This window comes from Microbacterium sp. Y355 (assembly GCF_059445345.1).
In genome coordinates, this window is the sequence record NZ_JCAIUD010000001.1 from 1432946 (window position 1) to 1457060 (window position 24115).

The following is a 24115-nucleotide window of genomic DNA, read 5'->3' on the forward strand; positions in this document are numbered from 1 at the left end:
CAACCGGCCACGCGCACACAGTGGGGTTGGGCTACAGCCCCTGCCACTCCGGCTTGTTCGCGAACGTGTAGCGGTAGTAGTCCGCAAGCTTCAGCTTCGAGGCCGCAGCCTCGTCCACGATGACCGTGACGTGCTCGTGCAGCTGAATTGCTGAACCGGGCAGGATCGCGCTGACTGGCCCTTCGACGGCATCCGCCACGGCCTGCGCCTTGCCCTCACCGAACGCGAGAAGCACCAGGTGACGCGCCCGCAGGATCGTGCCGAGTCCCTGCGTGATGCAGTGCATGGGCACGTCGTCGATCGAGTCGAAGAAGCGCGCGTTGTCTTTGCGGGTCTGCTCTGTGAGCGTCTTGACGCGGGTGCGCGAGGCAAACGACGAACCCGGCTCGTTGAAACCGATGTGACCGTCGGTGCCGATGCCGAGGATCTGCAGGTCGACACCGCCGGCGGCCTCGATGGCCGCTTCATAGTCGGCGCCGGCGTGCTCTACGCCAGCGGTCGCACCGTTGGGCGTGCGGATCTGCTCGGGGTTCAGCCCCAGCGGCTCGACGACCTCGCGGGTGATCACCGAACGGTAGCTCTCCGGGTGGCTCGGGTCGATGCCGACGTACTCATCCAGCGCGAAGCCACGCACCTGTGAAACATCGGTGCCAGCAAGACGTCCGTGGAGTGCCTGGTAGACCGGCAGCGGCGTCGAGCCAGTGGCAAGGCCCAGCACGGCGTCGGGGCGGCTCGCGATGAGCCGCACAATCTCATCCGCAACCAGTGCGCCTGCTGCGGCGGCGTTCTCGACGATGACGACTTCAGCCATGGACGGCGATCTCCTCTTCAGGTGTGTGCACACCAACCAGCGCGGCGCCGAGAGCAGCCGCAGGAAAACCGGAAGGAAGCAGTTCAATTCTCTCATCGAGGTGCAGCGAGCGAAGGAACGGCGATGCGCTCGCGTCCGCGATCAGAGCGGTGCGGATGCCGTCGCCGAGGCGGTCACCGAGCGCGGTGAGCCCTCCCCCGATGACGACCGTCTCAACATCAGCACCAAGCACGAGGATGCGCACCGCGGCCGCAGCACCGCGGGCAAGGTCAGCACGTAGCAGCAGCGCTTCGGCGTCGCCACGGTCTGCCGCATCGAAGATATCGAGTACGGGGTACACGCCCGGCCGGCCCCAGGCGCGGGCAAGCGCACCACCGCCGCAGAGCGTCTCGATGCAGCCACGCTGCCCGCAGCCGCACACACGTCCGTTCGGGTCGACCGAGATGTGGCCGACCTCCCCGGCAGTGCCGCGCGCGCCGCGCCAGAGAACCCCGTCGACCACGATGCCGGCAGCGACGCCGGTACCGAGATTCAGGAAGGCCATCGACCCGACGCCAAAATCCTCGCGGATCGCGAATGCTCCGAGCGCTGCCGCCTTCACGTCGTTCTCCACGCTGACAGGAACTCCGAGCACGCCCGCCGCTCGCGCGGCAAGGTCCAGCGATTCGACGCCAAGATTCACGGCATGCAGCACCCGGCCGGTCGCAGTGTCGACGAGGCCGGGAATTCCTATGCCCACGCTGAGCACATCTGCCTTCGCGAACCCGACTTCAGCCTGCAGGTCGCGCACGCTCTCCACAACGCCGGCCACGACTGCCTCGTCGCCCTGCCCTGAATTCCGGCGGATGCGGCCGACGATCTCGCCGGCGACAGTCACCGCGACGGCATCGGTCTTGGTACCGCCGATGTCCAGGCCCACGCGAATAGGCCGACCGCTCAGGCCGGCCGGAGTCACCGATGCCACTATGAAACTCCCAGCTGACCGGAGAGCACCATGACTGCAGCTCCGCGGAGCACGATGTCGTCTTGGCGAGTGAGCCGGATCACGACATCATCAAAGACTCCCTCAAGAGTCCGCTGCCGGAGTGTCTCGGTAGCCGCATCGATGAATGTGCCTTCGAGGAGGTCACCGGGGCCAGCGAGCACGACCTCTGACAGATCGAGCGCCGTGACGATTGGTGCGATCCCTATTGCCAGGCGAGCGCCTGCGTCGCGCAGGATCTCTTCCCTGGCGTCAGGACGAGCGTCGATCTCGTCGCGCAGTCGTTTCGCGCTCAGCCATGCTTCCAGACAGCCATCCTTGCCACAGACGCACCGCGGTCCCCCGTCATTGCCAACAACGACGTGACCGATCTCGCCCGCCGCGAAACGGCTCCCGAGCATCGGCTGGCTTCCGGAGATGAGACCGGCACCGACGCCGACACCGACCTTGATCAGAATGAAATCGGCCCTGGCGTCGCCGAAGGTGTACTCGGCGAGCGCAGCGGCATTCGCGTCGTTGCGCGCAAGCACGGGAAGGTCAAGGTCGTGGCCCAGCTTCGACTCGAGGGCGAAGTTCGCCCAACCGAGGTTCGGAGATTTGAGCACGACGCCGTCAGGGCGCACCACACCGGGTGTGCCGACGCCGACACCCAGCAGCGCGGCTGTGGATGCTGCGACGAGCTTGCGGCTGAGCGCAAGGACAGCGGAGTACGCTGCCTCTCCGTCAGGCTGCGCGGGGCGTGCGGTCTCGCGCCGTTCCAGCACATCACCGTCGAGGCTGAGCACCGCACCGCGGAACACTTTGGTGTCAGAGAGATCGAGGCCGACGATCTGGTGGCCGAGGCGGTCGATGTCGATGAGGATCGCCGGCTTGCCCGGACCGGAGGTCTCACGCACTCCGAGTTCGATGACGATGCCGTCGGCGATGAACTCTGCGACAAGGTCGGAAATCGTGACACGGGTGAGGCCCGTCCCACGGGAGAGGTCGGCCCTACTCATCGAGCCGTGGTGGTAAAGGGTCTGCAGCACGAGTGCGCGGTTGTGTCCACGGGCGTGCTCGGGGAGCACCTTGGACCGTGAGCGAAGGTGCCTCGAAGGCCCGAAGGCGTGCGAATTGGCACCGGCGTAGTCGACCGGTGTGGATTGATGCAGCTCATCCGAATCGGACATATTTGTTAGTAGACCTTACGAACAAAAATTCCGCAACCTCTGCTCCCCACCCGAGTGGGAGGGTTACCGAACCGTTACATTAGCCGTCGCGGTGTTCCGACGACTCCCGTGAAGAGACAAGAAGGCCCTCGACGAGTGCAGCCACGATCTGCTCACGAGCCTGAGTTGTCATCGGCTTTCCGGGGATGCCTGGTCGCCGTTGATCGGGTGCTGGCCCATCGAGAGGACGATATCGCACACCTGCCGCCCTGAGTCGCCGCAGGTGCGCGTCGAGCCGGCGCAGGAACGCGCCGCTCTCCCCCGGCTCGCCGCCCAGCCATAGCCGTTCAGCGATAGCGCTGAGCCGCGGGAACATCGCGAAATCCACACGGTCCAGAGTCGGCAGATGCTCGGTCCAGACGTTCGCCTGGCCGCCCACGACGCCGTCAGGCAGGCGCAGCGTGTACGCGTGCTCGACAGAAAGCGGCGGACCGACCGGGACCGGCTCGTCGTCGGATTCGGACTGCCGGTAGTCCAGATAGGTCTCGAGATCGGGGCACCCGACGACGGGGATGCCGCGGCGGATGGCCTCCTTGAGTGCGACCGGCCCACGCCAGGCGAGGATGCGCACGCCTTCGGGCACGTCCCCCTCGAGCACCTCGTCCCAAGCGAGTGCCGTGCGGCCACGCAAGCGCACATGCTCGACGAACTGGGCGGTGAACCAGGGCTGCACATCATTCAGTGCGGCGAGCCCGAGCTCGCGCATCCGATCAGCGGCTGCACCGCTCTCGGCCCACTCCGTGGTCGGAACCTCGTCGCCGCCGATGCCGATCCACGGCGACGGGAAGATCTCGCACAGCGCATCGATCGCTGCCCGGCCAAAGGAGAGTGATGCCTCGGTTGGCGCCAGCGTGCGCGAGTTCACACCGAAGCGCTCCCAGGGCGACGTCACGAGTTCTGTCGCATCGGTGTTGCCGAGTTCGGGGTACGCAGCGAGCGCCGCCTGCACATGACCGGGCAGCTCAACCTCGGGCACGAGGGTGATGAAGCGCTCGGACGCGTACTCGACCAGCGAATGCAACTCGGCCGCGGTGTAGTACCCCTCATGTACGCCGGGTTCGACGGTTGCGAGCGGGCCGTGACCGCGCTGCGTCGCCTCCCGGCGGGCACCGACTTCGGTGAGCCGCGGATAGCCGGGCACTTCGAAGCGCCAGCCCTGGTCGTCAGTGAGATGCAGGTGCAGCACGTTCAACTGGTGGAGAGCGAGCAGATCGATCAGGCGACGGATGTCATCGGCCGGACGGAAGTGGCGAGCCACGTCGAGCATCACACCGCGCCATCCGTATGCGGGCGCGCCGTGCCATCCGCCCGCGGGGATGTGGACGGCGCTCTCATCCGAAACGCTTTCCGGCGGACGCAGCTGCCGCAGCGCGGTAACGCCGCGGAAGACGCCTTCCTGGCTTGCTCCCCGCACTTCGACACCGGCGGCCGCAACCGTGATGCGGAATGCCTCGGCGCCCACGCGGTCGTCGGCGTCTACCGCAGCGCCGACCTCGGGGTCGAGCGCAAGAGTGATCATCGGTGCAGCGGATGCCTCACCGCCGTGCACTGAAACCGTCCCTCGCAGCGAACCCGCGATCGCAGCGAGCTCGTCCGGCGCATGCACGGCGGTCGCTGGTGTCCAGACGAACGGTGCCGCGGCAGCGTCGATCTGTCCTTCGATCAACGGCACCGTCGCCCGGTGGGCGGGCGGCGGCATCCGCAGGGCCTGCCCGGGAGTCGCGCCGGTGACCGCGCCCGCCGCGATCACCGCAACACCGGCGACGAGCACATCGACGACGCCGACCGGTTCGGCACGCGGCGCGTCGAACGTCGCACCGGCGGCCACCCGATCGGGGTCGAACAGCACAAGATCAGCGGTGGCACCCTCGCGGATCACACCGCGCGGTGCATCACCGCGGTTCAGTCCGAGGCGAGCGGCGGGTGTGCCGGAGAGATGCCGGACGGCGTCTTCGAGGGTGAGTATGCCCAGCTCGCGCACGTAGTGGCCGAGATAGTGGGCGAACGCGCCGAAACCGCGCGGATGCGGCTTCGCGCCGACGAGGATGCCGTCGCTGCCGCCGGTGTGCCGCTCGTGCTGCATGATCGCACGCACGTTGTCCTCGTCACCGATGTGCATCAGGATGCCGGTGGCCCCGGCATCCGCGATGATCGTGTCGAGCACCACGTCGACCGCGCGTTTGCCCTCAGCGTCGGCGATCTGGGCGACCGTCCGCCCGATGAGGGATGCGAGTGCCGAGTTGGCGGTGCCGACGATCTCGATCGTCGACCAGTCCGCGCGCTCGCCGTGGAAGCCATCGCAGCCGACATCCTCAAGCTCGACGCGCACCCGTTCGCGATCTTCAGCGTCGAGTGTGCGGATGGCGGCGATGAGGTCGCCGCCATGAGCAAGCCTGCTCGGCAGCAACGCAGTCAGCGTGGTCGCACCGGGCAGGTAGGGATATGTGTCGAGCGTGACATCGACGCCGTCGGCGATGGCGTCATCGACGAGCGCGAGCAGATCGGCGGCACGTCCCCGGTTGGGTGCGAAGTTCATGGTGGCGTGCGTGAGATGGATGGGGCATCCGGTGCGTCGCCCGATGTCGAGCACCTCGCGGTAAGCCTCCAGCGCTCCCCCGCCATAGCTGCGGGTGTGCGGCGCCCAATACCCGCCGCGCTCGGCCACGACACGGCAGAGCGCCTCGAGTTCGGCCGTGGAGGCATACATGCCCGGCGTATAGGTGAGCCCGCTCGACATACCGAAGGCGCCCGCATCGAGGGCAGCGCTGAGCAGTGCCGCCATCTGCCTCATCTCGGCGCGGGTCGCCGCCCGGTTCTCGTGGCCGACAGTCATCATTCGCAGATTGCCCTGCGGCACGAGCACCGCCACATGGGCGGCTGTCGCAGCGTCGACCGCCGTGAGAAGGTCGTCCATCGTGCGCCATGGGATGTCGTGGGGCAGGCCGTTCCAGCCCGCAATCTGCGCCGGGATGACGGATGCCGTGGCATCATCCAGTGGCGCGTAGCCCAGCCCGTCCTGCCCGATGACCTCGGTCGTCACGCCCTGTCGAATCTTGGCCAGGTGGGAGGCGCCCTCCAGCACTGCCAGATCGCTGTGCGCGTGCATGTCGATGAAACCGGGCGCGAGGATGAGCCCTCGCGCATTCACCTCGACGGCTCCCTCCGGCAGTTCGAGGGTCCGCTCATCTTCAGGCCGGAGAATCAGCGCGATCCGCGCGCCCTCGACTGCGACATCCGCGCCATACCGCGCAGCGCCGGTGCCGTCTACGACGGTGGCGCCGCGGTAGATGCGCACGCGTCCGGCGGCGGCATGCTCGGCGCTCAGAAGCACGTCGCCACCGCGCCGATCACGCGCGGGTCATCCGCGCCAGGATCGTCGATCAGTGGAATGGCTCGCCACTTGTCGAAGGCCGTACAGGGGTGCGAGAGTCCGAGACGCACGACGTCACCCAGACGCGCTGGTGCACCTGGAGCGAGCTTCAGAAAGGCGTGCTGGTCATTCAGCGCGGTTATCTCGCCCGGTACTGTCTGCGGGATGGGCAGTCCGAGGTCGAAGGGCACATCTCGCCGACCGGCATCCAGTAGCGCAAGGCCCTCCTCCGGCTGGGAGACGACGCGCGCCCAGGCGTGCATGGCGGATCGCAGCGGCGCGGTGCCGGTGATCTGCCCGAACGGGGACATCCGCGAATAAAAGCCGTCATCGTGGATCTGGAACGCCCCTGACCGCAGCACGATCTCAGCTTCGTCTCGTAGTGGCGCGAGCACAGCGGCTGCACGGTCGGGAAACGCGCTGCCCCCGGCTGTGAGTACCGGACGGATTCCTGCCGGATACGACAGTCGATGATGCAAATCGACGATCGTGCTCAGGTAGTCATCTACGGCGCGCACCGAGAGCTCGCTGCGGTCGGGGCCGAACGGCCCCTCGTACCCGCCGACGCCGGCGAGACGGAGCCCTGGAGCGTGTGTGATCGCCTGAGCGATCCGTTCCCCCTCCTCGACGGTGCGGGCTCCCGTTCTTCCGCCGGTTCCGCCCATTTCGACGAGAACGTCGAGCGGATGCTGCGAGTCGGTGACCGCGCTCGCGAGCAGTTCTACAGCCTCGACCGCATCGACCCAGGTCAGTACCTGCAGGTCTGTGGATGCTGCGAGTTGCTCGCCGAGACGGGCTGCGGCAGCGGCATCCGTCACTGCGTTCGCGATCAGCACCCGGCGCACACCGGCATCGATCGCAACGGATGCCTGCCAGGCCGTGGCGACGGTGATCGCCCACGCTCCGGCATCGAGCAACCGCTGCCACAGAGCAGGAGCCATCGTGGTCTTTCCATGAGGGGCCAACACAACCCCCTGCGCGGCGGCCCAATCGAAGACGACGCGTTCATTGTGCGTGAGCGCGGCCTCGTGCACGGTCATGACGGGGGTGCCGAATTCCGAGAGCCGCATTCCCGCCGCAGGCACGTCGGAGAGGCGGAGACCGTGCGAGCGAGCGGGGAACGCCTTCGCCCACGGCCCGAGAACGGGATCCGGAATTCTTAACGGCATGCGACCAGGCTACTAACCTGGTCGCATGAGCTTGAAGACCCGAGTCACCACCGATGCTGCACCGGCCCCCGCGCACACGTTCTCGCAGGGCGTCCGCAAAGGCCCGTTCGTCCAGGTCTCCGGCCAGGGACCGGTCGATCCGGTGTCCGGCGAGTACCTGTTCCCCGGTGATGTCGCCGCCCAGACCACCCGCACCCTGGAGAACGTCAAGGCGATCGTCGAAGCGTCGGGGGCGAGTTTCGACGACGTCGTGATGTTGCGCGTCTACCTCACGCAGCGGTCGGATTTCGCGAGCATGAATGACGCATACGGCGAGTTCGTTAGCGCGCACACGCCCAGCGGCGTACTCCCGTCGCGCACCACGGTCTTCACCGGTCTGCCCCGCGAAGAGATGCTCGTCGAGATCGACGGCATCGCCATCATCACGGAGTGAACCTGGGCCGCCCTCATCCCCGTGGGCAGTTCTCCCCATCCGCGTTGATATCTGAGGTGTGTTTGAATGGTCGCCGACCGGAGAATCGCACCGCAGTTTGTGGTGCCACCATTGAGGGGAAACCACATGAATCGTCGTATCGCAGCCTGGACGATCGCAACCGTCGCCGTCCTGGGTCTGACCGCCTGTTCTGGCTCGCCCACCAGCTCTGACGACACATCTGGAGATGCCGCTCCCGTTGAGGAGGCAAAGTCAGACCAGTCGGTCAAGGACGCCTGCGCCATCGTGATCCCTGAGTTGTCAGAGGCCAGCACTGCTATGGGCGAAATCGACCCGACTGCCGCGGGCGCTGATCCTCAGGCCACCGTTGACCAGTTCAACAGTTTCGTCGATGTGCTCGGCGGGACCATCGACAAGGTCTCCAACTCGGAGGTCAAGGACGCCACGACCTCTGTGTACGACGACTTCGTCTCGCTCAGCGAGGTCATGTCGAAGGTCCTGGTCGACCAGGACGTTGCGGCCGCATCAGACATCAGCACGATCACCACCGATATGACCGAGTCGGCCACAGCACTGCAGGAACTCTGCAGCTGAGCAGACCTCAGATTCTTCGAAAACCCCGTGGCCGAATAGTCACGGGGTTTCGTCTGTCTGGGCCTCTGGCCAACCGTTGCCGCGCTGTTACCGGGGACACCGTATGATAGTGGGGTATGTCGCGTTGATATCACGGGGGTGAATTGGTGACTGATCTCATTGCCGCACCAGGTGCAGACACTGCGCAGACGACGGTCGTTACAGCAGCGTTGCCGCCGAACGATGGCGGACGTTCTGTCGAATGGGCTCCGCGCGAGCCTGCTCCGAAGAAGCGTCACGTGGGCCTGTGGGTCGGCCTCGGCGTCGGTGCATTGTTGGTCGCCGCTGGTGCCGCGTCCCTTTTCCTCATCGCTCCTGGCACGACGATCGCCGGAGTTCAGGTCGGCGGATTGACGCCAGGCGCGGCCACCGATGTTGTCAACTCGCATCTCGCAAACCTCGAGATCACAATCACCGATATCGGCGATGAGCAGGTCATCACTGGCGCCGACCTCGGTGCGACGATCGATGCGCGCTCCCTCGCCGACGAGGCCTTCGCCTCGAGCCCGATGTGGAACCTCGGTGCGTGGATGCCCGCGCCCATCCCCGGCGCGATCACCCTCGACGTAACCGTCGCCACTGACACGTTGCGCGCGCTGATTCCAGGCAGCTTCACGGACGCCATCGACGCAGGCGTCGTGTTCGACGCAGCCACCGCGGCATATGTGACCACCGCCGCTGTTCCCGGAACCGGCATCAACCTCGAAGACCTGACCACCGCGGTGACGACTGCCCTCGCTGATGGCGGCAGCACTCTGAACTACTCCGGCGCGCCCGCTGAGGCGCCCGCTGCGGTCAGTGACGACGAGGCGGCGAGCACCGCTGAATCGCTGAACACCATGCTCGGCTCCATCGGCTTCTACGTCGGTGAAGAGCGTACGGTTCCCGTCGCTCCGGAGGTCGCTGCGACGTGGCTCGAGGTCGTCGACGAGAACGGCGAGCTCGCCGTCACCGCCAACGCGCCTGCGATTCAGGCCGTCGTAGACACCCTCCCCGCAGCCGTGAACCGTGCCGCGATCAAAGCCGAGGTCGTCACCAACTCCTCCGGCGATGTGCTCCGCACCCTCACCGAGGGTGTCACCGGGCGAGAGCTCGGCGACGTCAGCGACACGGCATCCACCTTCGCCCAGCAGCTTGAGAACGGCAACGCCGCATACGAGCTCAACATCAACGAGACCGCGTTCGAGACGACTGCGCTGTTCCGCCGCATTGATCTCAACCTCAGCACGCAGACGGCGACACTGTACGAGAACGAAGCCGTGGTGCAGTCCTGGCTGATCTCGTCCGGCACGAACGCGACTCCGACGCCGACTGGGAACTTCACAGTGTTCGGCTACTCGCGCATCCAGGACATGGTCGGCAACGATTACGTCACCGAAGATGTGCCGTGGAACACCTGGTTCGCCCCTGACATCGCCTTCCACGGCGCGTACTGGCACAACAACTTCGGCCAGCAGATGAGCCACGGTTGCGTGAACATGCCCGTGTGGCAGGCCGAGTACGTCTACGAGTGGACCACTACGGGCACCGAGGTCGCTGTCCACTGGTGATCCCAGCCTCATCGGGCTGAGCACGACCACACTCGACCAAGCCGTGAAACGCAAGTGGGGCGGATGCCGCAGCATCCGCCCCACTTGTCGTTCAGCGCTTACAGTGCGTCGATGATCCCGTTCAGAGTCGTCGACGGACGCATGATCTTCGCGACCTTGGCAACATCGGGGCGGTAGTACCCGCCGATGTCGACTGCGCTGCCCTGGACGGCGGCGAGCTCGGCGATGATCTCCTGCTCCTTGCCCGCGAGGTCTGCAGCGATCGGACCGAAGGCCGCTGCGAGTTCGGCATCCTTCGTCTGCGCAGCCAGCTCCTGTGCCCAGTACAGGCCCAGGTAGAAGTGGCTGCCACGGTTGTCGATCGAGCCGAGCTTGCGGCCGGGAGAGCGGTCCTCTTCGAGGAACGTTCCGGTCGCAGCATCCAGCGTCTCGGCGAGAACGCGAGCCTTCTCGTTACCGGTGCGGTCGGCGAAGTGCTCGAGCGAGGCTGCCAGCGCGAAGAACTCGCCCAGCGAGTCCCAACGCAGGTAGTTCTCCTCGACGAGCTGCTGCACGTGCTTCGGAGCCGATCCACCGGCACCGGTCTCGAACAGGCCGCCGCCGGCGAGCAGCGGGACGATCGAGAGCATCTTGGCGCTCGTGCCGACCTCGAGGATCGGGAACAGGTCAGTCAGGTAGTCACGCAGCACGTTGCCGGTCACCGAGATGGTGTCCAGGCCGTGGCGGAGACGTGCCAGTGTGTAGCGCGTCGCCTCCTCAGGGGCGAGGATCGAGATCTGAGCGCCCTTGGTGTCGAGCGTCGCGAGTGCCTGATGCACCTTGGCGATGAGCTGTGCGTCGTGTGCGCGGTTCAGATCGAGCCAGAACACGGCAGGAGCACCGGTCGCCTGCGCCCGCGAGACGGCAAGGCGAACCCAGTCGATAACCGGGATGTGCTTGGTCTGCGTTGCACGCCAGATGTCGCCAGCACCGACCTCGTGCTCGATGACCACGGTGCCCTCACCGTCGACGACCTCGACGCGTCCGGCAGTTGCAATCTCGAACGTCTTGTCGTGGCTGCCATACTCCTCAGCAGCCTGGGCCATCAGGCCCACGTTCGGCACGGTGCCGATCGTTGCCGGGTTGAGTGGGCCGTTCGCGATCACGTCGTCGAGGACTGCCTGGTAGACGCCTGCATAGGAGGAGTCCGGGATGACAGCGAGCGTGTCATCCTCGCCACCATCGATGCCCCACAGCTTGCCGCCGTTGCGGACGAGCGCGGGCATCGAGGCATCCACGATGACATCAGAGGGAACGTGCAGGTTGGTGGTGCCCTTGTCAGAGTTCACGTACGAAAGGCGTGCGCCGCTCTCGATCGACTTCGCAAATGCCTGGGCGATTTCTGCGCCACCTTCGACATCGGCAAGACCGGTGAGGATCGAGCCCAGTCCGTCGTTGGCGTTGAGGCCGGCAGCAGCCAGCTGATCGCCGAAGCGAGCAAACACATCAGCGAAGAAGGTCTTCACGACGTGACCGAAGATGATTGGGTCTGAGACCTTCATCATCGTCGCCTTCAGGTGCACCGAATACAGCACATCTTCGGCCTTGGCCGTCTCGATCGTCTCAGCAAGGAACGCGTCAAGAGCGGATGCCGAGAGGAACGTCGCGTCGATGATCTCACGCGGCAGCACCTTGAGGTTGTCCTTGAGTACGGTGACTGTGCCGTCTTCGGCGGTGTGACGAATCGTCAGAACGTCGTCGTGAGCGGCGATCCAGCTCTTCTCGTTGTGCTTGAAGTCGTCCTGCGTCATCGTGGCGACGCGGGTCTTCGAGCCCTCGGGGAACGGCTTGTTCGTGTGCGGGTGCTTCTTGGCATAGTTCTTCACGGCAAGCGGGGCGCGACGATCGCTGTTGCCTTCGCGCAGCACCGGGTTCACCGCCGACCCCTTGATGCGGTCGTAGCGGGCGCGGATGTCCTTCTCCTCCAGCGAGGATGGCTCATCCGGGAAGCTCGGGACGTCGTATCCCTGACCCTGCAGTTCGGCGATGGCCGCCTTCAGCTGAGGAATGGATGCCGAAATGTTCGGCAGCTTGATGATGTTGGCCTCGGGGAGCGTGGCAAGACCGCCAAGCTCAGCGAGTGCGTCGGACACTTCCTGGTCGGCGCTCAGCCGCTGCGGGAACGCCGCAAGGATGCGCCCGGCCAGCGAGATGTCGCGGGTTTCGATCTCGATTCCGGCCTGGCCGGCGAAGGCCTGGACGATCGGAAGGAACGATGCGGTGGCCAGAGCCGGTGCCTCGTCCGTGTACGTATAGATGATGGCGTCGTCGGTCACCGGGAGATTCTCCGTTCACGAGTCAAATTTGTCTCGATACCAAGATACCTGAGTGCCCTCGATGACGTTTGCAGACATCTTTCAGCGCGAGATCTCGTTCGAGAGGTTACCCTGGGCATATGTCGGAACTGCGTGTGGTCGAACTCTCCGCTGCGACGATCGTCGCCGTGAACAACCTGTCTCTCAAGCCTGGGCAAGAGCAGTACCTCGCCCCCGTTTCTTACGGCATCGCGGCGACCGTGATCAACCCGCTGACCTCGTGGCAACGTGTGATCCTCGACGGCGATGAGGTCGTCGGCTTCGTGAGTGCCAGCTTCGATTCTGAAGCCGCCGAAGAACACTTCCGCTCGGTGTTGTGGCGAATCAACGTCGATGCGAACGACCAGGGCCGTGGCATCGGTCGTTTCACTGTGGACAGCCTTCTGGCCGAGGCGCGCACGCGCGGCATGGATCATGTTGCCGTGATCTACGAGGCCGGCGACGGCGGACCTGAGGCGTTCTTCCGCCGGGTGGGTTTCACCCCGGTCGGCGAGACGGAGTACGCAGAGGTCATCGCAGAAATTCGGCTCGCCCCCTAATAGCGGCGGCGGGGCTTCGGATCCCCTCCCCCACCGAGGCTCCGTCGCCTTCCCTTACTGATGATCGCCTGGCATTTCCTCGCATGATGCAACAAAATCGCGAATCACATGAAAGCGTGCGCGGCTGAACGATGAGTACGATGCGATTCGCCGGGATAGCTGAATCATGGCTGGAATGTCTGCCGCTCGGCGACGGCCGGCTGGGCGCCATGAGCGACGGCGGCGGGGTCACCACCACCCTGCACCTGAACGATGCGACCGCGTGGTCAGGGTCCCCGGCGAGCGAGGCTGTCGACGGTCTGTCGGATGCTGCGGAGAATGCACGCCTGCTCGCAGAGTCCCGTGCGGCCATCGCGGCCGGGGACCCTGTGGGAGCTGAGGCGTCGCTGCAGGCAATGCAGACCCGCTACGCGCAGTCGTATATGCCTGTAGGTGACGTCGTGATCGACGTCACGGGTGCAGATGCGGATGCTGCGCTCACCAGGGAGCTCGATCTGCGTGCCGGCATCCATCGCTCTGTTGCAGACACGACGCGCACGACGACGTTCATCACCGCAAAGCAGAGCGTGCTCGTGCACGTGATTGAGCCTGCTGCGCCGGTCACGGTACAGCTGCGATCCGCGCTGCATGGTGCGGCCAGCGATTCGCCAGAAGAAGTCTCCGTCGATGCTGACACCGTCGGACTACTACTGCGCCTGCCCAGCGACGTCGCACCTGGTCACGAGCCCGATCTGCCCGGCGCACTCTGGGACACGGCCCCCGGAGCCGCGCTTCGCGCCGCGATCGGCGCACGAGTCATCCAGGAGCCGGGGCGAACCGTCGTGCTCATCGCCACTGCCACCACGTTCGCCGGCCTCGGGAAGACTCCGGTCGGTACGGCATCCGATGCGCTGGCCGAGGCTCTCGAACGCATCGAATGCGCAGCAGAGATCGGCGTCGACACACTGCGTAGCGAAACCGAACGCGCAATGGGCACACTTCTGGGCACCGTGACACTGTCGCTCGGATCGCCGTCTGCCGTCGCCGCGGCAACAGGAGAACGAGACACCGCCGCGCGCTTCGCCGCCGCGCGCGCCGATCCCCGTGGCGTGCTGACAAGCGACCCCGGCCTTGCTGCGCTGCTCTTCGACTACGGCCGCTACCTGCTCGTCTCCTCCTCCCGGCCCGGCGGCCTCCCGGCCAACCTGCAGGGAATCTGGAACGCTGAACTTCGCCCGCCGTGGGGCAGCGCCTACACGCTGAACATCAACACCGAGATGAACTACTGGGGTGCGCACGTCACCGACCTCAGCGCACGGGCGCAGCCACTGGCCGAGTTCACGGTCGCGCTCGCCGATGCCGCAGCCTCACACACCCATCGGCTGTACGGCGCGCCAGGGTGGACCGTGCATCACAACAGTGATGCTTGGCTGTACGCCACCGCTCCCGGACGCGGTGCGGGCGACCCGCGGTGGGCCTTCTGGCCACTGGGCGGCGCCTGGCTGGCCGGTCTCCTCCCCCAGGCATGGGAGTTCGGAGCGGCAGATGCCGAATATCTCGAGAGCATCTGGCCCGCTCTTCGCGGCGCCGCCGAGTTCGCGCTCGACTGGCACCGTGAAGGGCACACCTCCCCCGCGACCTCCCCGGAGAATGCCTTCCTCACACCGGACGGCAGATCGGCGTCGCTCGCCGCGACGTCAACGATGGATCTCGCGTTACTACGCGACCTGTTCGCCGCGACCGTCCGGACTGCCGAGGCTCTGGGCCGCGCCGACGACGACGTCGCGAAAGCCTCCGGCATGCGGCTTTCGGTATTGCCCGAACAGCCGGCACTTACCCCGGACGGCGCGATCGTCGAATGGGACGTTCCTCGCCCCGAGGAAGATCCGCATCACCGTCACGTCAGCGCGCTGTACGGCCTGTTCCCCGGCACGGAGCGATGGGATGAGGCGCGGCGCGCCGCCGCGACGACGACACTCGATCGCCGAGGCGACGATTCCAGCGGCTGGTCGCTGGTGTGGAAGCTCGCACTCTGGGCGCGACTGCACCGCCCGGACAAGGTCGCCGATCTGCTGGAACTCGCCCTTCGCAGTGCAGACGACGTCTCCGGCCCCTGGGCCGGCGGGCTCTACCCGAACCTGTTTGCCGCCCATCCGCCGTTCCAGATCGACGCGAACCTCGGACTCGTCGGCGCACTCTCCGAGTCGCTCCTGCAATCCGTCGACGGCATCCATCTCCTTCCTGCCCTTCCCGCCGCGCTCTCCACGGGCAGTGTCACCGGGCTCATCGCCCGCCCCGGCGTCATCGTAGGGCTGGAGTGGCGCGATGCGCAGCTGCTGAGCGCGACGCTGCGCGCCCGGCATCCTGCCGCCGTCGGATCGCACCGGGTGCGCTGGCGTGGCGACACGATCATCGTCCATATCGACACGGAGCACGACACCCGCCTCGATGCCCATTCATTCCTCGCCGAGGAGGTTCATCCGTGAGGTTCACTTACGGACACTGGCAGCGGCGCGAAGACTGGTGCACTGCCACCTCCACCCAACACAATGGATGGAGCGTCGCCGCTGGCATCGACGACACTGCGATTACCGCCCTCGATGGAAAGGCACACCTCGAATGACGCTCACTACCCCGCGCGATGACTACCGCGACTCCGGCCTCGTGTTTCCTGACGGCTTCACCTTCGGATCCGCCACGGCGTCATACCAAATCGAAGGTGCTGCCTCAGAGGACGGGCGCACCCCGTCGATCTGGGACACGTTCAGCCGGACCCCTGGCAAGGTCTGGAACGGCGACACCGGAGATGTGGCGTGCGATCACTACCACCGCGTCGACGAAGATCTCGATCTGATGAAGGAGCTCGGCCTCGAGGCGTACCGCTTCTCGATCGCGTGGCCCCGGATCGTGCCCACCGCGTCCGGCCAGGTCAATCAGGCAGGCATCGACTTCTACTCGCGCCTCGTGGACGGGCTGCTCGAACGAGACATCCGTCCTGTCGCGACCCTGTATCACTGGGATCTCCCGCAATACCTCGAGGATGCCGGAGGGTGGACGTCACGCGCAACGACAGACGCGTTCGAGCGCTACGCCGAGATCATGGGCACTGCGCTCGGCGATCGGGTGCACACCTGGACGACGTTGAACGAGCCCTGGTGCTCGGCGTACCTCGGGTACGGCCAGGGCGGTCATGCTCCCGGACGCACGGAGCCGGCCTCAGCGCTGTCTGCTGTGCACCATCTCAACTTGGCACACGGTCGCGGCGTGCAGGCGCTGCGCGCGACCTCCACAGGAGATCCCGACTATTCCGTGACGTTGAACTTCCACGTTCTGCGCGGCAAGGGCGACGGGGCGGCCGAGGCCATGCGTCGCGTGGATGCGCTCGCGAACCGTGCGTTCACGCATCCGCTCCTGCTCGGCGAATACCCCGCCGATCTCCTCGAAGACACCGCTGCGGTCACTGACTGGGCGTTCGTGCAGGATGGCGACCTGGAGACGATCAACCAGCCGATCGATGTTCTCGGCGTGAACTACTACTCGACCGCGACGGTGCAGCTCTGGGACGGCGTCTCAGAGAAGCAGCAGAACGACGGACACAAGGGCACGTCCGCCGGAACGGCATGGCCCGGCAGCGACCGGATCGTCGAGTTCTTGGCGCAGCCAGGCCCGTACACCGCTATGGGCTGGAACATTGCCCCCGAGGGCTTGGAGGAACTGCTCGTCTCCCTCTCTGAGCAGTTCCCGAACCAGCCGTTGATGGTCACCGAGAACGGCGCGGCCTTCGATGATGAGGTGGCGGAGGACGGCACTGTGCCCGACCCCGAGCGCACGGACTACCTGCGGCGGCACTTCACCGCGGCGCACCGCGCGATTGAGCGCGGCGTGGATCTCCGCGGTTACTTCGTGTGGTCGCTGATGGACAATTTCGAGTGGGGCTACGGCTACGCCAAACGGTTCGGCATCGTGCGAGTCGACTTCGACACACTGGAGCGCACGGTGAAGGACTCTGGCCACTGGTACCAGGAGTTGGTGCGGACGCGGGTTCTGCCCGAGTAGCGACTACGAGTCGTCGCGGCGCGGAACCGGCCAAATCTTGGTCGGCTTCGGCTTCGGCTCGCTCTCCGGCGCGTGCGGTTCGTCTTCATGAGGCTGCCGGCGCGCACTCCAGGAGGAGAAAGCGGATGCCGCGGCGCTTGCCGCCTTATCGAGAGCGTCGGCTGACCGGCTGAACACCTGCTGGGCGGTGTCCTGCCACGCGGGCGCCTGGTTCGGATCGCGCCCCTCGGCACGGGCCTTCGCGGAGTATTCTGCGACATCGAACGTCCGCTCGAGATGCGCCACGGCATCCCGGTACGCGGAAAACTCTTCGGTCGTGATCCGTGTTCCCGGAGTCTGGCGCACTTCAAGAGCCTGACGTGCGGCGCTGAGAAACGCCCCCGTCGCTGGGTCCTTACCGTCACTCATAGCGGGATAGGCGATGAGCTTTGCAGGATCAGTTTCGTAGTCCATCCAGCGCGCGGTGATCGCGTCGTGCGTGCGATTCAGCCGTGCCACCGGGAAGCGCTCGCGCTTGGACGTCGTAGGGATCTCGGCGCGCGCCACCTTCAGCTTCACTCGATGCGCACGCACCTCTGCGTCGGCGGCTCTGGCGTCGAGTTCGGCCTGCTGCAGCACTCGCCTCGCGCTCGCGACCTCGGCCGATGTCGCCCTGGTTGCGGTGCGCTCGGCGACCAGGCGAGCATGCTCGGCGCGAGCAAGCTTTACGGCTCTGCGACGCTCACCGGACCGGTGTTGCGCTTCGGACAGGTCATCTCGTGCGGCGTCAAACGCCAGTCGCCGCCCGGTTGTGTTGCTGCGATGGCGCATACCGACCACTGTAACCGCCCCTGCGCCGAGCGCGCTCGGCGCTATCCACCACCATTCGGCCAGCAGCATTAGGGGATCCACTCTTAGATCGTAGCCAACGCTCCCGTCCGGACGCGCCGAGTGCCAGCATCCGAGAGGTATCGCGACTTGGCCGGCTCGGCCATCCTCATGTCAGGAGAGCGCGTGGGCGCCGACAGAAAGGTCATCGTCATCGATGACATTTCTCTGAAGCCATTGTGCGTAGACCACCCCATCGGCCTCGCACTTGCGGTACAACTCGTTGGTCGTCACTGTGTGCGCGGTGGTGTGCCGCTTCGTGTTGTGGCCCCAGTCAGTGAGGAAGTACTGGTACTTGAGCCCCGCATTCGAGAGCCGAGACATGGACGCTTTGGTCTCAGCCGCCCAGTCATCGATGAACTGGTCCGTATCTGTCGATTGCCCATTCAGGGCTGCGCCGAATCGCGTGAGGGTGTCATCAAAGAGTGTGTTGCTGTGCAGATACTTGATGTCGCGGTGACGGTCGTCTGTGCGATGTATGAGCGCGTCCTCGTAGAGGTCGGTCCCAATCGTGAAGCCAAGGTGCGCGGCACTGTCGGCCTTCCAGACCTCGTCGACGACTTCGGGCCAGCGTCCGGAGCGGATGCCGACACCGTCCGAGAGGCAATAGATCCGCTTGTCCGGGAAGTGATCCGCGACTATCGGGGCGTAGAAGGCGGACGCCCACGCTCCGGAACTTTCGCCGGAGACCATGACCTTTCCTGCGTCGCGGAAGTTCTCGAACACCCACGCCAGCGCAGCCGTCGTGTTCTTGCGCCCGTTGTGGTGCACCTCGAATGTGCCCCGCTTTCCGGTGTAGGTATGCACGGCGTCGCCGATATGCATGTCGCCAGTGGTGTACGGGATGAACACGATGTTCCAGTCCCGGAAACCGTTCGCGGCGTCCCGACGGTTGGCAAGGCCGGTGAGGCCCGCCGGGAACAATCGAGTGAGGGACTCGAAATAGAACGCTTTCAGGCCCCGCGTGTAGCCGCGGAGGACGCTCACCGGGGTGATCGGACGCGCAGCTGTGACGTCATCCCAGCACGCACCGCCACCGGAGAAATGGACGATCAGATTCGCAGAACTCCCGCGTCTCGCATAAATCGCATACGGTGACCCGTTCCCGCTGACGGTCGCATCCCCGACATCGACGGTGCGCCACTTCCCCTCGGTCAGATTCTCGAAGGCTGTCGCCGAACGCGGCGGGCGGAAGTGGATGAAATAGAGATACCCGGCTCCCAACACCACGACAGCAGCGATGATCGCGATCATCACCAGCGGCCAGAGCACCAGAGACCACACCGCCACCACGCCAACAAGCCCGGCAATGATCCACTTCGCAACCTTCATCTTTTCTCCGCCTCTTCGCTTCTCGTTGATCGCGAGCAATCCATGCGGACTGCATCGCCGAGCCGAGCACCCACATTGGGTAACCGTGAGTAAGAGTATACCCGATTACCCATTACCCTCAATGGCTTTACATCTTCGGGATAAGCTGCAGAGATGAGTGAGATGCCGCTGGGGAGACGAGAGAGGAAGAAGGCTGCTACTCGCGCGTTGATTCTCGACGCAGCTCTCAGCCTGTTCTTCCAACGCGGCTTCGACGCGGTGAGTGTTCGTGAGATCGCCGATGTCGCCGATGTGACGCCGAAGACCGTTTTCGCACACTTCACACGCAAAGAAGCCCTCGTCTTCAGCGATGAGGATGAGAGAAACGATCGCCTTGTCCGAGCCGTCATCGACCGACAGGCTGGCACATCGATCTCCGAAGCCCTCGCAGACCACTACCTCACAGAGCTCAATGCCCTACAGGCTGAGCCTCAGCGCCGAGTCGTTGAGCTCATGCAAGAGACCCCCGCCCTCATGGAGTACGCCGAACGCATGTGGCTCCTTCATGAAGGCACGCTGGCCAACGCCATCGCCCAGGATTTCGCGCTGCCGGAGCCGACGACCGAAATACACCTCTACGCCCACTTCGCGCTGCAGATCCAGCTCCACGCCAGCCGCAGCGAAGACCCAGCACAGGCCATCGCTGCGGGATTCCGACTCCTCGATCACGGATGGGATCGATACGTCTCGCACGACGTGGTGTGATCGCCCTGGAAGCAGCCGTGAGCGCTACCTCCAGGGCGAGTTCTAAACCAGCGTCTCCTGCCAGGCCGCGTGCAACTGAGCGAACTTGCCCGTTCCGCTGATGAGTGCGGCCGGTGCGTCATCCTCGATGATCTGCCCGTGTTCCATCACCAGTACCCTGTCGGCGATCGCGACCGTCGACAGCCGGTGCGCGATGATGATGGCCGTCCGGTCGGCGAGCAGCGTCTGCAGCGCATCCTGAATGAGCCGCTCCGACGGGATATCGAGGGATGCCGTGGCCTCATCCAGAATCAACACCGCGGGGTTCGCCAGGAACGCCCGTGCGAACGAGATCAGCTGACGCTGTCCTGCGGACACGCGTCCACCGCGCTTGTTCACGTCGCTGGAGTAGCCGTCTGGGAGCGCCGAGATGAACTCGTCCGCCCCGACTGCGCGAGCTGCGGCCTGTATTTCGTCCATCGTGGCATCCGGCTTGCCGAGCGCAATGTTGTCAGCGACAGTGCCGCTGAACAGGTATGCCTCCTGCGTGACCATGACGATCGCGCGGCGCAGGTCCTTCGGATGCAACGAGCGCAGGTCAACACCATCGAGCGTCACACTGCCGAGCGAGGGGTCGTAGAACCGCGAGATGAGCTTCGCCAGCGTCGACTTACCGGCACCGGTCGTGCCGACAAGAGCGATGGTCTGCCCGGCCGGGATGTCGAGTGAGAAGTTCGGCAGAATCGTCTTCTCCCCCGAATACCCAAACGTGACCTCATCGAAGTTCACGTGTCCGCGCGCCTCCCACAGGTCAATCGGCTTCACCGGATCCGGAACCGTCGGCACCTCTTCGAGCACACCCGACACTTTCTCCAGCGCCGCTGTGGCGGACTGGTAAGAGTTCAGGAACATCGCGATCTCCTGCATCGGCGCGAAGAAGTTTCGCACGTACAGAACAGCAGACAGCAGCACACCGACGGTCAGCACGTCCATGGAGACGCGAACGCCACCCCAGAGCACGACGAGGCCGAGGGTGATCGCAGCGACACTCATCAGCCCTGGCTCGAACGTACCGAACAGCAGCATCGAGCGCCGGTTGATGTCGCGGTAGTCGCCAGCGACCTTCTGGAAGGTGACGTCGTTGCGCGGCTCCTTGCGGAACGCCTTGACGGCGCGGATGCCGGTCATCGTCTCTACAAACTGCACGATGACCTTCGCGCTGATGACACGCGATTCACGGAAGACAACCTGCGAACGCGAATAGAACCAGCGCATCAGGAACGCGAGCGGGATGAGTGCCAATGCGAGGATGATCCCCGACTGCCAGTCCCACACGAGCAGCGTGATGAAGGTGAAGATGCCGAAAAGCACGCCGGAGACGAGGTTGTTCAGCCCGCCGTCCAGAAGCTCACGGATCGAGTCCAGGTCGCTGGTCTGACGCGAGATGATACGCCCTGAAGTGTACGACTCATGGAACTCGAGACTCAGGCGCTGGGTGTGCAGGAAGATGCGTTTGCGCAGGTCAAGCAGCACGGCCTGGGTGATCCTGGCCGCGATGACGACATACCAACCGATCAGTGCCGCTGCCGTTGCACCTGCGAGCAGGTAGACGATGCCGATCACGAATGTCGGCATCCAATCCGCGTGTTCAAGAACGGCCGGCAGGGCCCGGTCGAGACCGATGCTGATGAGGATCGGCCCTGCCACCTGCAGTGCCGTGGAGATCACGAGCACGATGCCCGCGAGGACGATCTGCTTCTTCAGCGGCGAGACGAGCGAGCCGAGGAGGCGGAGCGAGCGCTGGCGGATCGCCCGGCTCTCCTCCTTGGTGTAGTTCGAGCGGTCCTCGCCCTGGGTTCCGGTGAGTGCTGCACTCATGCCTGCACCTCCTTCTCAGTGTTCTGCGTATCGTCTTCGGTTGCCGATGCGTTCGGAGTATCTGGGATGATCGAGATCGCGCCTGTTCGCGCCGCCTCCTCAGCCTCGAGGCTGGAGATCACGTGCCGGTAGTGCGAGCTGGTGCGCAACAGTTCCGAGTGCGTACCTACGGCGGTGATCCTGCCCCGCTCCAGCAGCGCCACCCTGTCGGCGAGCGCGACAGTCGATGGACGGTGCGCGACGATCATCGCCGTGGTGTCAGCGAGAACGCGGCGGAGCGCCTCTTCGACGAGCGCCTCGGTGTCGACGTCCAATGCCGAAAGCGGGTCATCCAGCACCAGCACGCGGGGGTTCGCCGCCACCGCACGCGCGAGTGCGAGACGCTGTCGCTGCCCACCAGAAAGGCTGAGGCCCTCCTCGCCGATTACCGTCTCGACGCCCTCAGGCAGTTCGTCGACGAAGTGCGCCTGGGCGACGTCCAATGCTTCGCGCATCACGCGCTCGCCCTCTTCACTGTGGATGTCGAGCTCTGCGCGCCCGAGCAGCACGTTCTCGCGCACGGATGCCGAGAAGAGCGTGGCATCCTCGAAGGCCATAGCGATATGTCGTCGCAGGTCGACGAGCGTCATGTCGCGCACGTCGACGCCGTCGAGCGTGACCCTTCCGCCGGTGACGTCGTACAGACGTGTGGGCAGGGTCGTCAGCGTGGTCTTGCCGCTGCCGGTGAGTCCGACCAACGCCATGGTCTCGCCGGGGCGCAGAACCAGGTCGATGCCGTCGAGCAGGTCGCGCTCGGATGATCCGGCATCCTGATAGCGGAAATGCGCGCCCTCGAACGCCAGCTCACCTCGCGGCTCTTCGATGCGCACCGGATTCGCAGGGTCCGAGATGCTGTTCGTCTCGGAGAAGATGTCGAACACGCGGTCGGTCGCGGTTCGGGCATCCAGCATGAAGGAGAACAGGAACCCGATCGACTCGATTGGCCACCGAAGCACTGTCGCCATCGCAAAGAATGCGAACAATTCCGGCAGCGTGATCGCATCCTGCGAAATCAGCCAGATTCCCGACATCAGGCTGACGCCGAACGCGATCTGTGGCATGAGGTCGAGCCAGAACCAGATCGAGCCGACAGAGCGCGCCTTGCTGAGTTCGGTGGCCCGAAGGGACTCGGCCTGCGTGCTGAAGCGGGTCAGCGCATGCTTGCCTCGACCAAACGCCTTCAGCACACGGATGCCGTGCACGCTCTCCTCGACGCTGGTGGCGAGGTCGCCGGCCTGGTCCTGACTCTGGCGCGCGAGGGCGCCGTAGCGCTTCTCAAAGCGGTACCCGGTGATCCAGAGCGGGATGGCTGTGACGATGAAGATGACGCCCAGCAGCCAGTGCCAGCGGAACAGCAACACGGAGCCGATGATGATCGTGAGGATATTCACGATCAGCAGGATCAGACCGAACGCCAGCCACCGGCGGATGAGGCCGATGTCCTGCATCATGCGGCTGAGCAGCTGGCCGGACTGCCAGCGGTCATGGAACGAGACCGGCAGCGTCTGCAGTCGCGAGTAGAGCTGCGTGCGCATGCGGTACTCGACGTCGGTGGATGGCTTGAGGATGAACCAGCGCCGCAGCCATACCATCAGGGCCTCACCGAGCCCAAGGGCAAGCACGGCGACCGCGCCGAGGGCGATCAAGCCGATCGACCCGGTCTGGATAGGACCCTGGACGATCTGCTCGAGTACGAGAGGGATCATCAGGGCGATGATGGCTGCGCCGAGCGCACTGGCGGCACCGCCAGCGAACCGCCAGACGACAGGACGGACAAATGGTTTCAGGCGCCACAGTGCGGCGGGAGTGGAGAGGGATGCGGACGATTTCAGCGACGACGACGAGGAAGACATGTCTCTCAGATGAGTTTCGATGCGGAAGGGGGATTATTCGGGCACCGCGAACGCAGCGGTGCCATGGATGAGACGGCGGTGTGGTTGTCTACCCGCGGCGGTACGCCGGGGTCGAGCCAAGAACGGTGATCAGCGCGACGGCGATCGAAATCATGGTGTCCTCCTCAGGCTCGGCTTCGTCGCCCGGTCGGCGCGACAGCCCTCCAGCCTATTGCTGTGAACCGGCTGAGTGCAAGAGGCATTCCCAGTCAGTTTGTCGTGCCGCCGCCGGCAGGGGTCGCACATGGTCGCCTGAGCTCGTCAAAGGCGACCATGTGCGACCCCGCGGCCCTGGGCCGG

18 protein-coding genes are annotated in these 24115 nt (G+C 65.2%); 8 read left to right on the forward strand and 10 right to left on the reverse strand.

What is annotated here, in order from left to right; genetic code table 11:
• Positions 1-31 precede the first annotated feature (31 nt).
• From nagB to AC1C2O_RS07010, 5 genes are all read right to left on the reverse strand, one after another.
• Positions 32-811: a glucosamine-6-phosphate deaminase gene (gene nagB, locus AC1C2O_RS06990; RefSeq protein ID WP_495429706.1), complete on the reverse strand. Its 780-nt coding sequence runs from the start codon at positions 809-811 to the stop codon at positions 32-34.
• The gene (locus tag AC1C2O_RS06995) at positions 804-1736 is read right to left on the reverse strand and encodes an ROK family protein (protein WP_495431702.1); all 933 of its coding nucleotides are present in this window, start codon (positions 1734-1736) and stop codon (positions 804-806) included. Before AC1C2O_RS06995 ends, nagB begins: the two co-directional genes overlap by 8 nt.
• A 38-nt stretch (positions 1737-1774) precedes the next feature.
• A complete protein-coding gene (locus AC1C2O_RS07000) occupies positions 1775-2962 on the reverse strand; it encodes an ROK family transcriptional regulator (RefSeq protein WP_495429707.1) in 1188 nt (395 codons plus the stop codon).
• A 79-nt stretch (positions 2963-3041) separates the two neighbouring features.
• Entirely contained in the window at positions 3042-6332 is a 3291-nt protein-coding gene (locus tag AC1C2O_RS07005) for a family 20 glycosylhydrolase (protein ID WP_495429708.1), read from the reverse strand.
• A complete protein-coding gene (locus AC1C2O_RS07010; RefSeq protein WP_495429709.1) occupies positions 6323-7540 on the reverse strand; it encodes an alanine racemase in 1218 nt (405 codons plus the stop codon). Before AC1C2O_RS07010 ends, AC1C2O_RS07005 begins: the two co-directional genes overlap by 10 nt.
• A 25-nt stretch (positions 7541-7565) precedes the next feature.
• Between AC1C2O_RS07010 and AC1C2O_RS07015 the strand changes: the two genes are divergently transcribed.
• The 3 genes from AC1C2O_RS07015 (at position 7566) to AC1C2O_RS07025 (ending at position 10156) form a co-directional block, all read left to right on the forward strand.
• Positions 7566-7973: a RidA family protein gene (locus tag AC1C2O_RS07015; RefSeq protein ID WP_495429710.1), complete on the forward strand. Its 408-nt coding sequence runs from the start codon at positions 7566-7568 to the stop codon at positions 7971-7973.
• A 126-nt stretch (positions 7974-8099) separates the two neighbouring features.
• Entirely contained in the window at positions 8100-8567 is a 468-nt protein-coding gene (locus AC1C2O_RS07020) for a hypothetical protein (RefSeq protein WP_495429711.1), read from the forward strand.
• Positions 8568-8713: 146 nt separating this feature from the next.
• Positions 8714-10156, forward strand: a complete 1443-nt coding sequence (locus AC1C2O_RS07025; RefSeq protein ID WP_495429712.1) for a L,D-transpeptidase — start codon at positions 8714-8716, stop codon at positions 10154-10156.
• Between the two features lie 98 nt (positions 10157-10254).
• Here AC1C2O_RS07025 and AC1C2O_RS07030 read toward each other — a convergent pair whose 3' ends face one another.
• Positions 10255-12471, reverse strand: coding sequence for an NADP-dependent isocitrate dehydrogenase (locus AC1C2O_RS07030; protein ID WP_495429713.1), 2217 nt, complete (start codon positions 12469-12471; stop codon positions 10255-10257).
• A gap of 119 nt (positions 12472-12590) precedes the next feature.
• Here AC1C2O_RS07030 and AC1C2O_RS07035 point away from each other — a divergent pair, with 119 nt between their 5' ends.
• The 4 genes from AC1C2O_RS07035 (at position 12591) to AC1C2O_RS07050 (ending at position 17084) form a co-directional block, all read left to right on the forward strand.
• Positions 12591-13049, forward strand: a complete 459-nt coding sequence (locus AC1C2O_RS07035; protein ID WP_495429714.1) for a GNAT family N-acetyltransferase — start codon at positions 12591-12593, stop codon at positions 13047-13049.
• A gap of 131 nt (positions 13050-13180) precedes the next feature.
• Positions 13181-15514, forward strand: a complete 2334-nt coding sequence (locus AC1C2O_RS07040; protein WP_495429715.1) for a glycosyl hydrolase family 95 catalytic domain-containing protein — start codon at positions 13181-13183, stop codon at positions 15512-15514.
• The gene (locus AC1C2O_RS07045) at positions 15511-15651 is read left to right on the forward strand and encodes a hypothetical protein (RefSeq protein WP_495429716.1); all 141 of its coding nucleotides are present in this window, start codon (positions 15511-15513) and stop codon (positions 15649-15651) included. The genes AC1C2O_RS07040 and AC1C2O_RS07045 overlap by 4 nt, the downstream gene beginning before the upstream one ends.
• The gene (locus tag AC1C2O_RS07050; RefSeq protein WP_495429717.1) at positions 15648-17084 is read left to right on the forward strand and encodes a GH1 family beta-glucosidase; all 1437 of its coding nucleotides are present in this window, start codon (positions 15648-15650) and stop codon (positions 17082-17084) included. The genes AC1C2O_RS07045 and AC1C2O_RS07050 overlap by 4 nt, the downstream gene beginning before the upstream one ends.
• Before the next feature lie 3 nt (positions 17085-17087).
• On the opposite strand, the gene AC1C2O_RS07055 is transcribed toward AC1C2O_RS07050, so the two are convergent.
• The gene (locus AC1C2O_RS07055; protein ID WP_495429718.1) at positions 17088-17975 is read right to left on the reverse strand and encodes a hypothetical protein; all 888 of its coding nucleotides are present in this window, start codon (positions 17973-17975) and stop codon (positions 17088-17090) included.
• Positions 17976-18065: 90 nt separating this feature from the next.
• Positions 18066-19283 carry a pectin acetylesterase-family hydrolase gene (locus tag AC1C2O_RS07060; protein ID WP_495429719.1) on the reverse strand — a complete coding sequence of 406 codons (1218 nt, stop codon included), beginning with the start codon at positions 19281-19283 and terminating at the stop codon, positions 18066-18068.
• A gap of 153 nt (positions 19284-19436) precedes the next feature.
• Between AC1C2O_RS07060 and AC1C2O_RS07065 the strand changes: the two genes are divergently transcribed.
• Complete coding sequence (locus AC1C2O_RS07065) at positions 19437-20027, forward strand: TetR/AcrR family transcriptional regulator (protein WP_495429720.1); 591 nt, start codon at positions 19437-19439, stop codon at positions 20025-20027.
• Between the two features lie 42 nt (positions 20028-20069).
• Here AC1C2O_RS07065 and AC1C2O_RS07070 read toward each other — a convergent pair whose 3' ends face one another.
• Positions 20070-21884 carry an ABC transporter ATP-binding protein gene (locus tag AC1C2O_RS07070; protein WP_495429721.1) on the reverse strand — a complete coding sequence of 605 codons (1815 nt, stop codon included), beginning with the start codon at positions 21882-21884 and terminating at the stop codon, positions 20070-20072.
• The gene (locus AC1C2O_RS07075; RefSeq protein WP_495429722.1) at positions 21881-23776 is read right to left on the reverse strand and encodes an ABC transporter ATP-binding protein; all 1896 of its coding nucleotides are present in this window, start codon (positions 23774-23776) and stop codon (positions 21881-21883) included. The genes AC1C2O_RS07070 and AC1C2O_RS07075 overlap by 4 nt, the downstream gene beginning before the upstream one ends.
• Positions 23777-24115 lie beyond the last annotated feature (339 nt).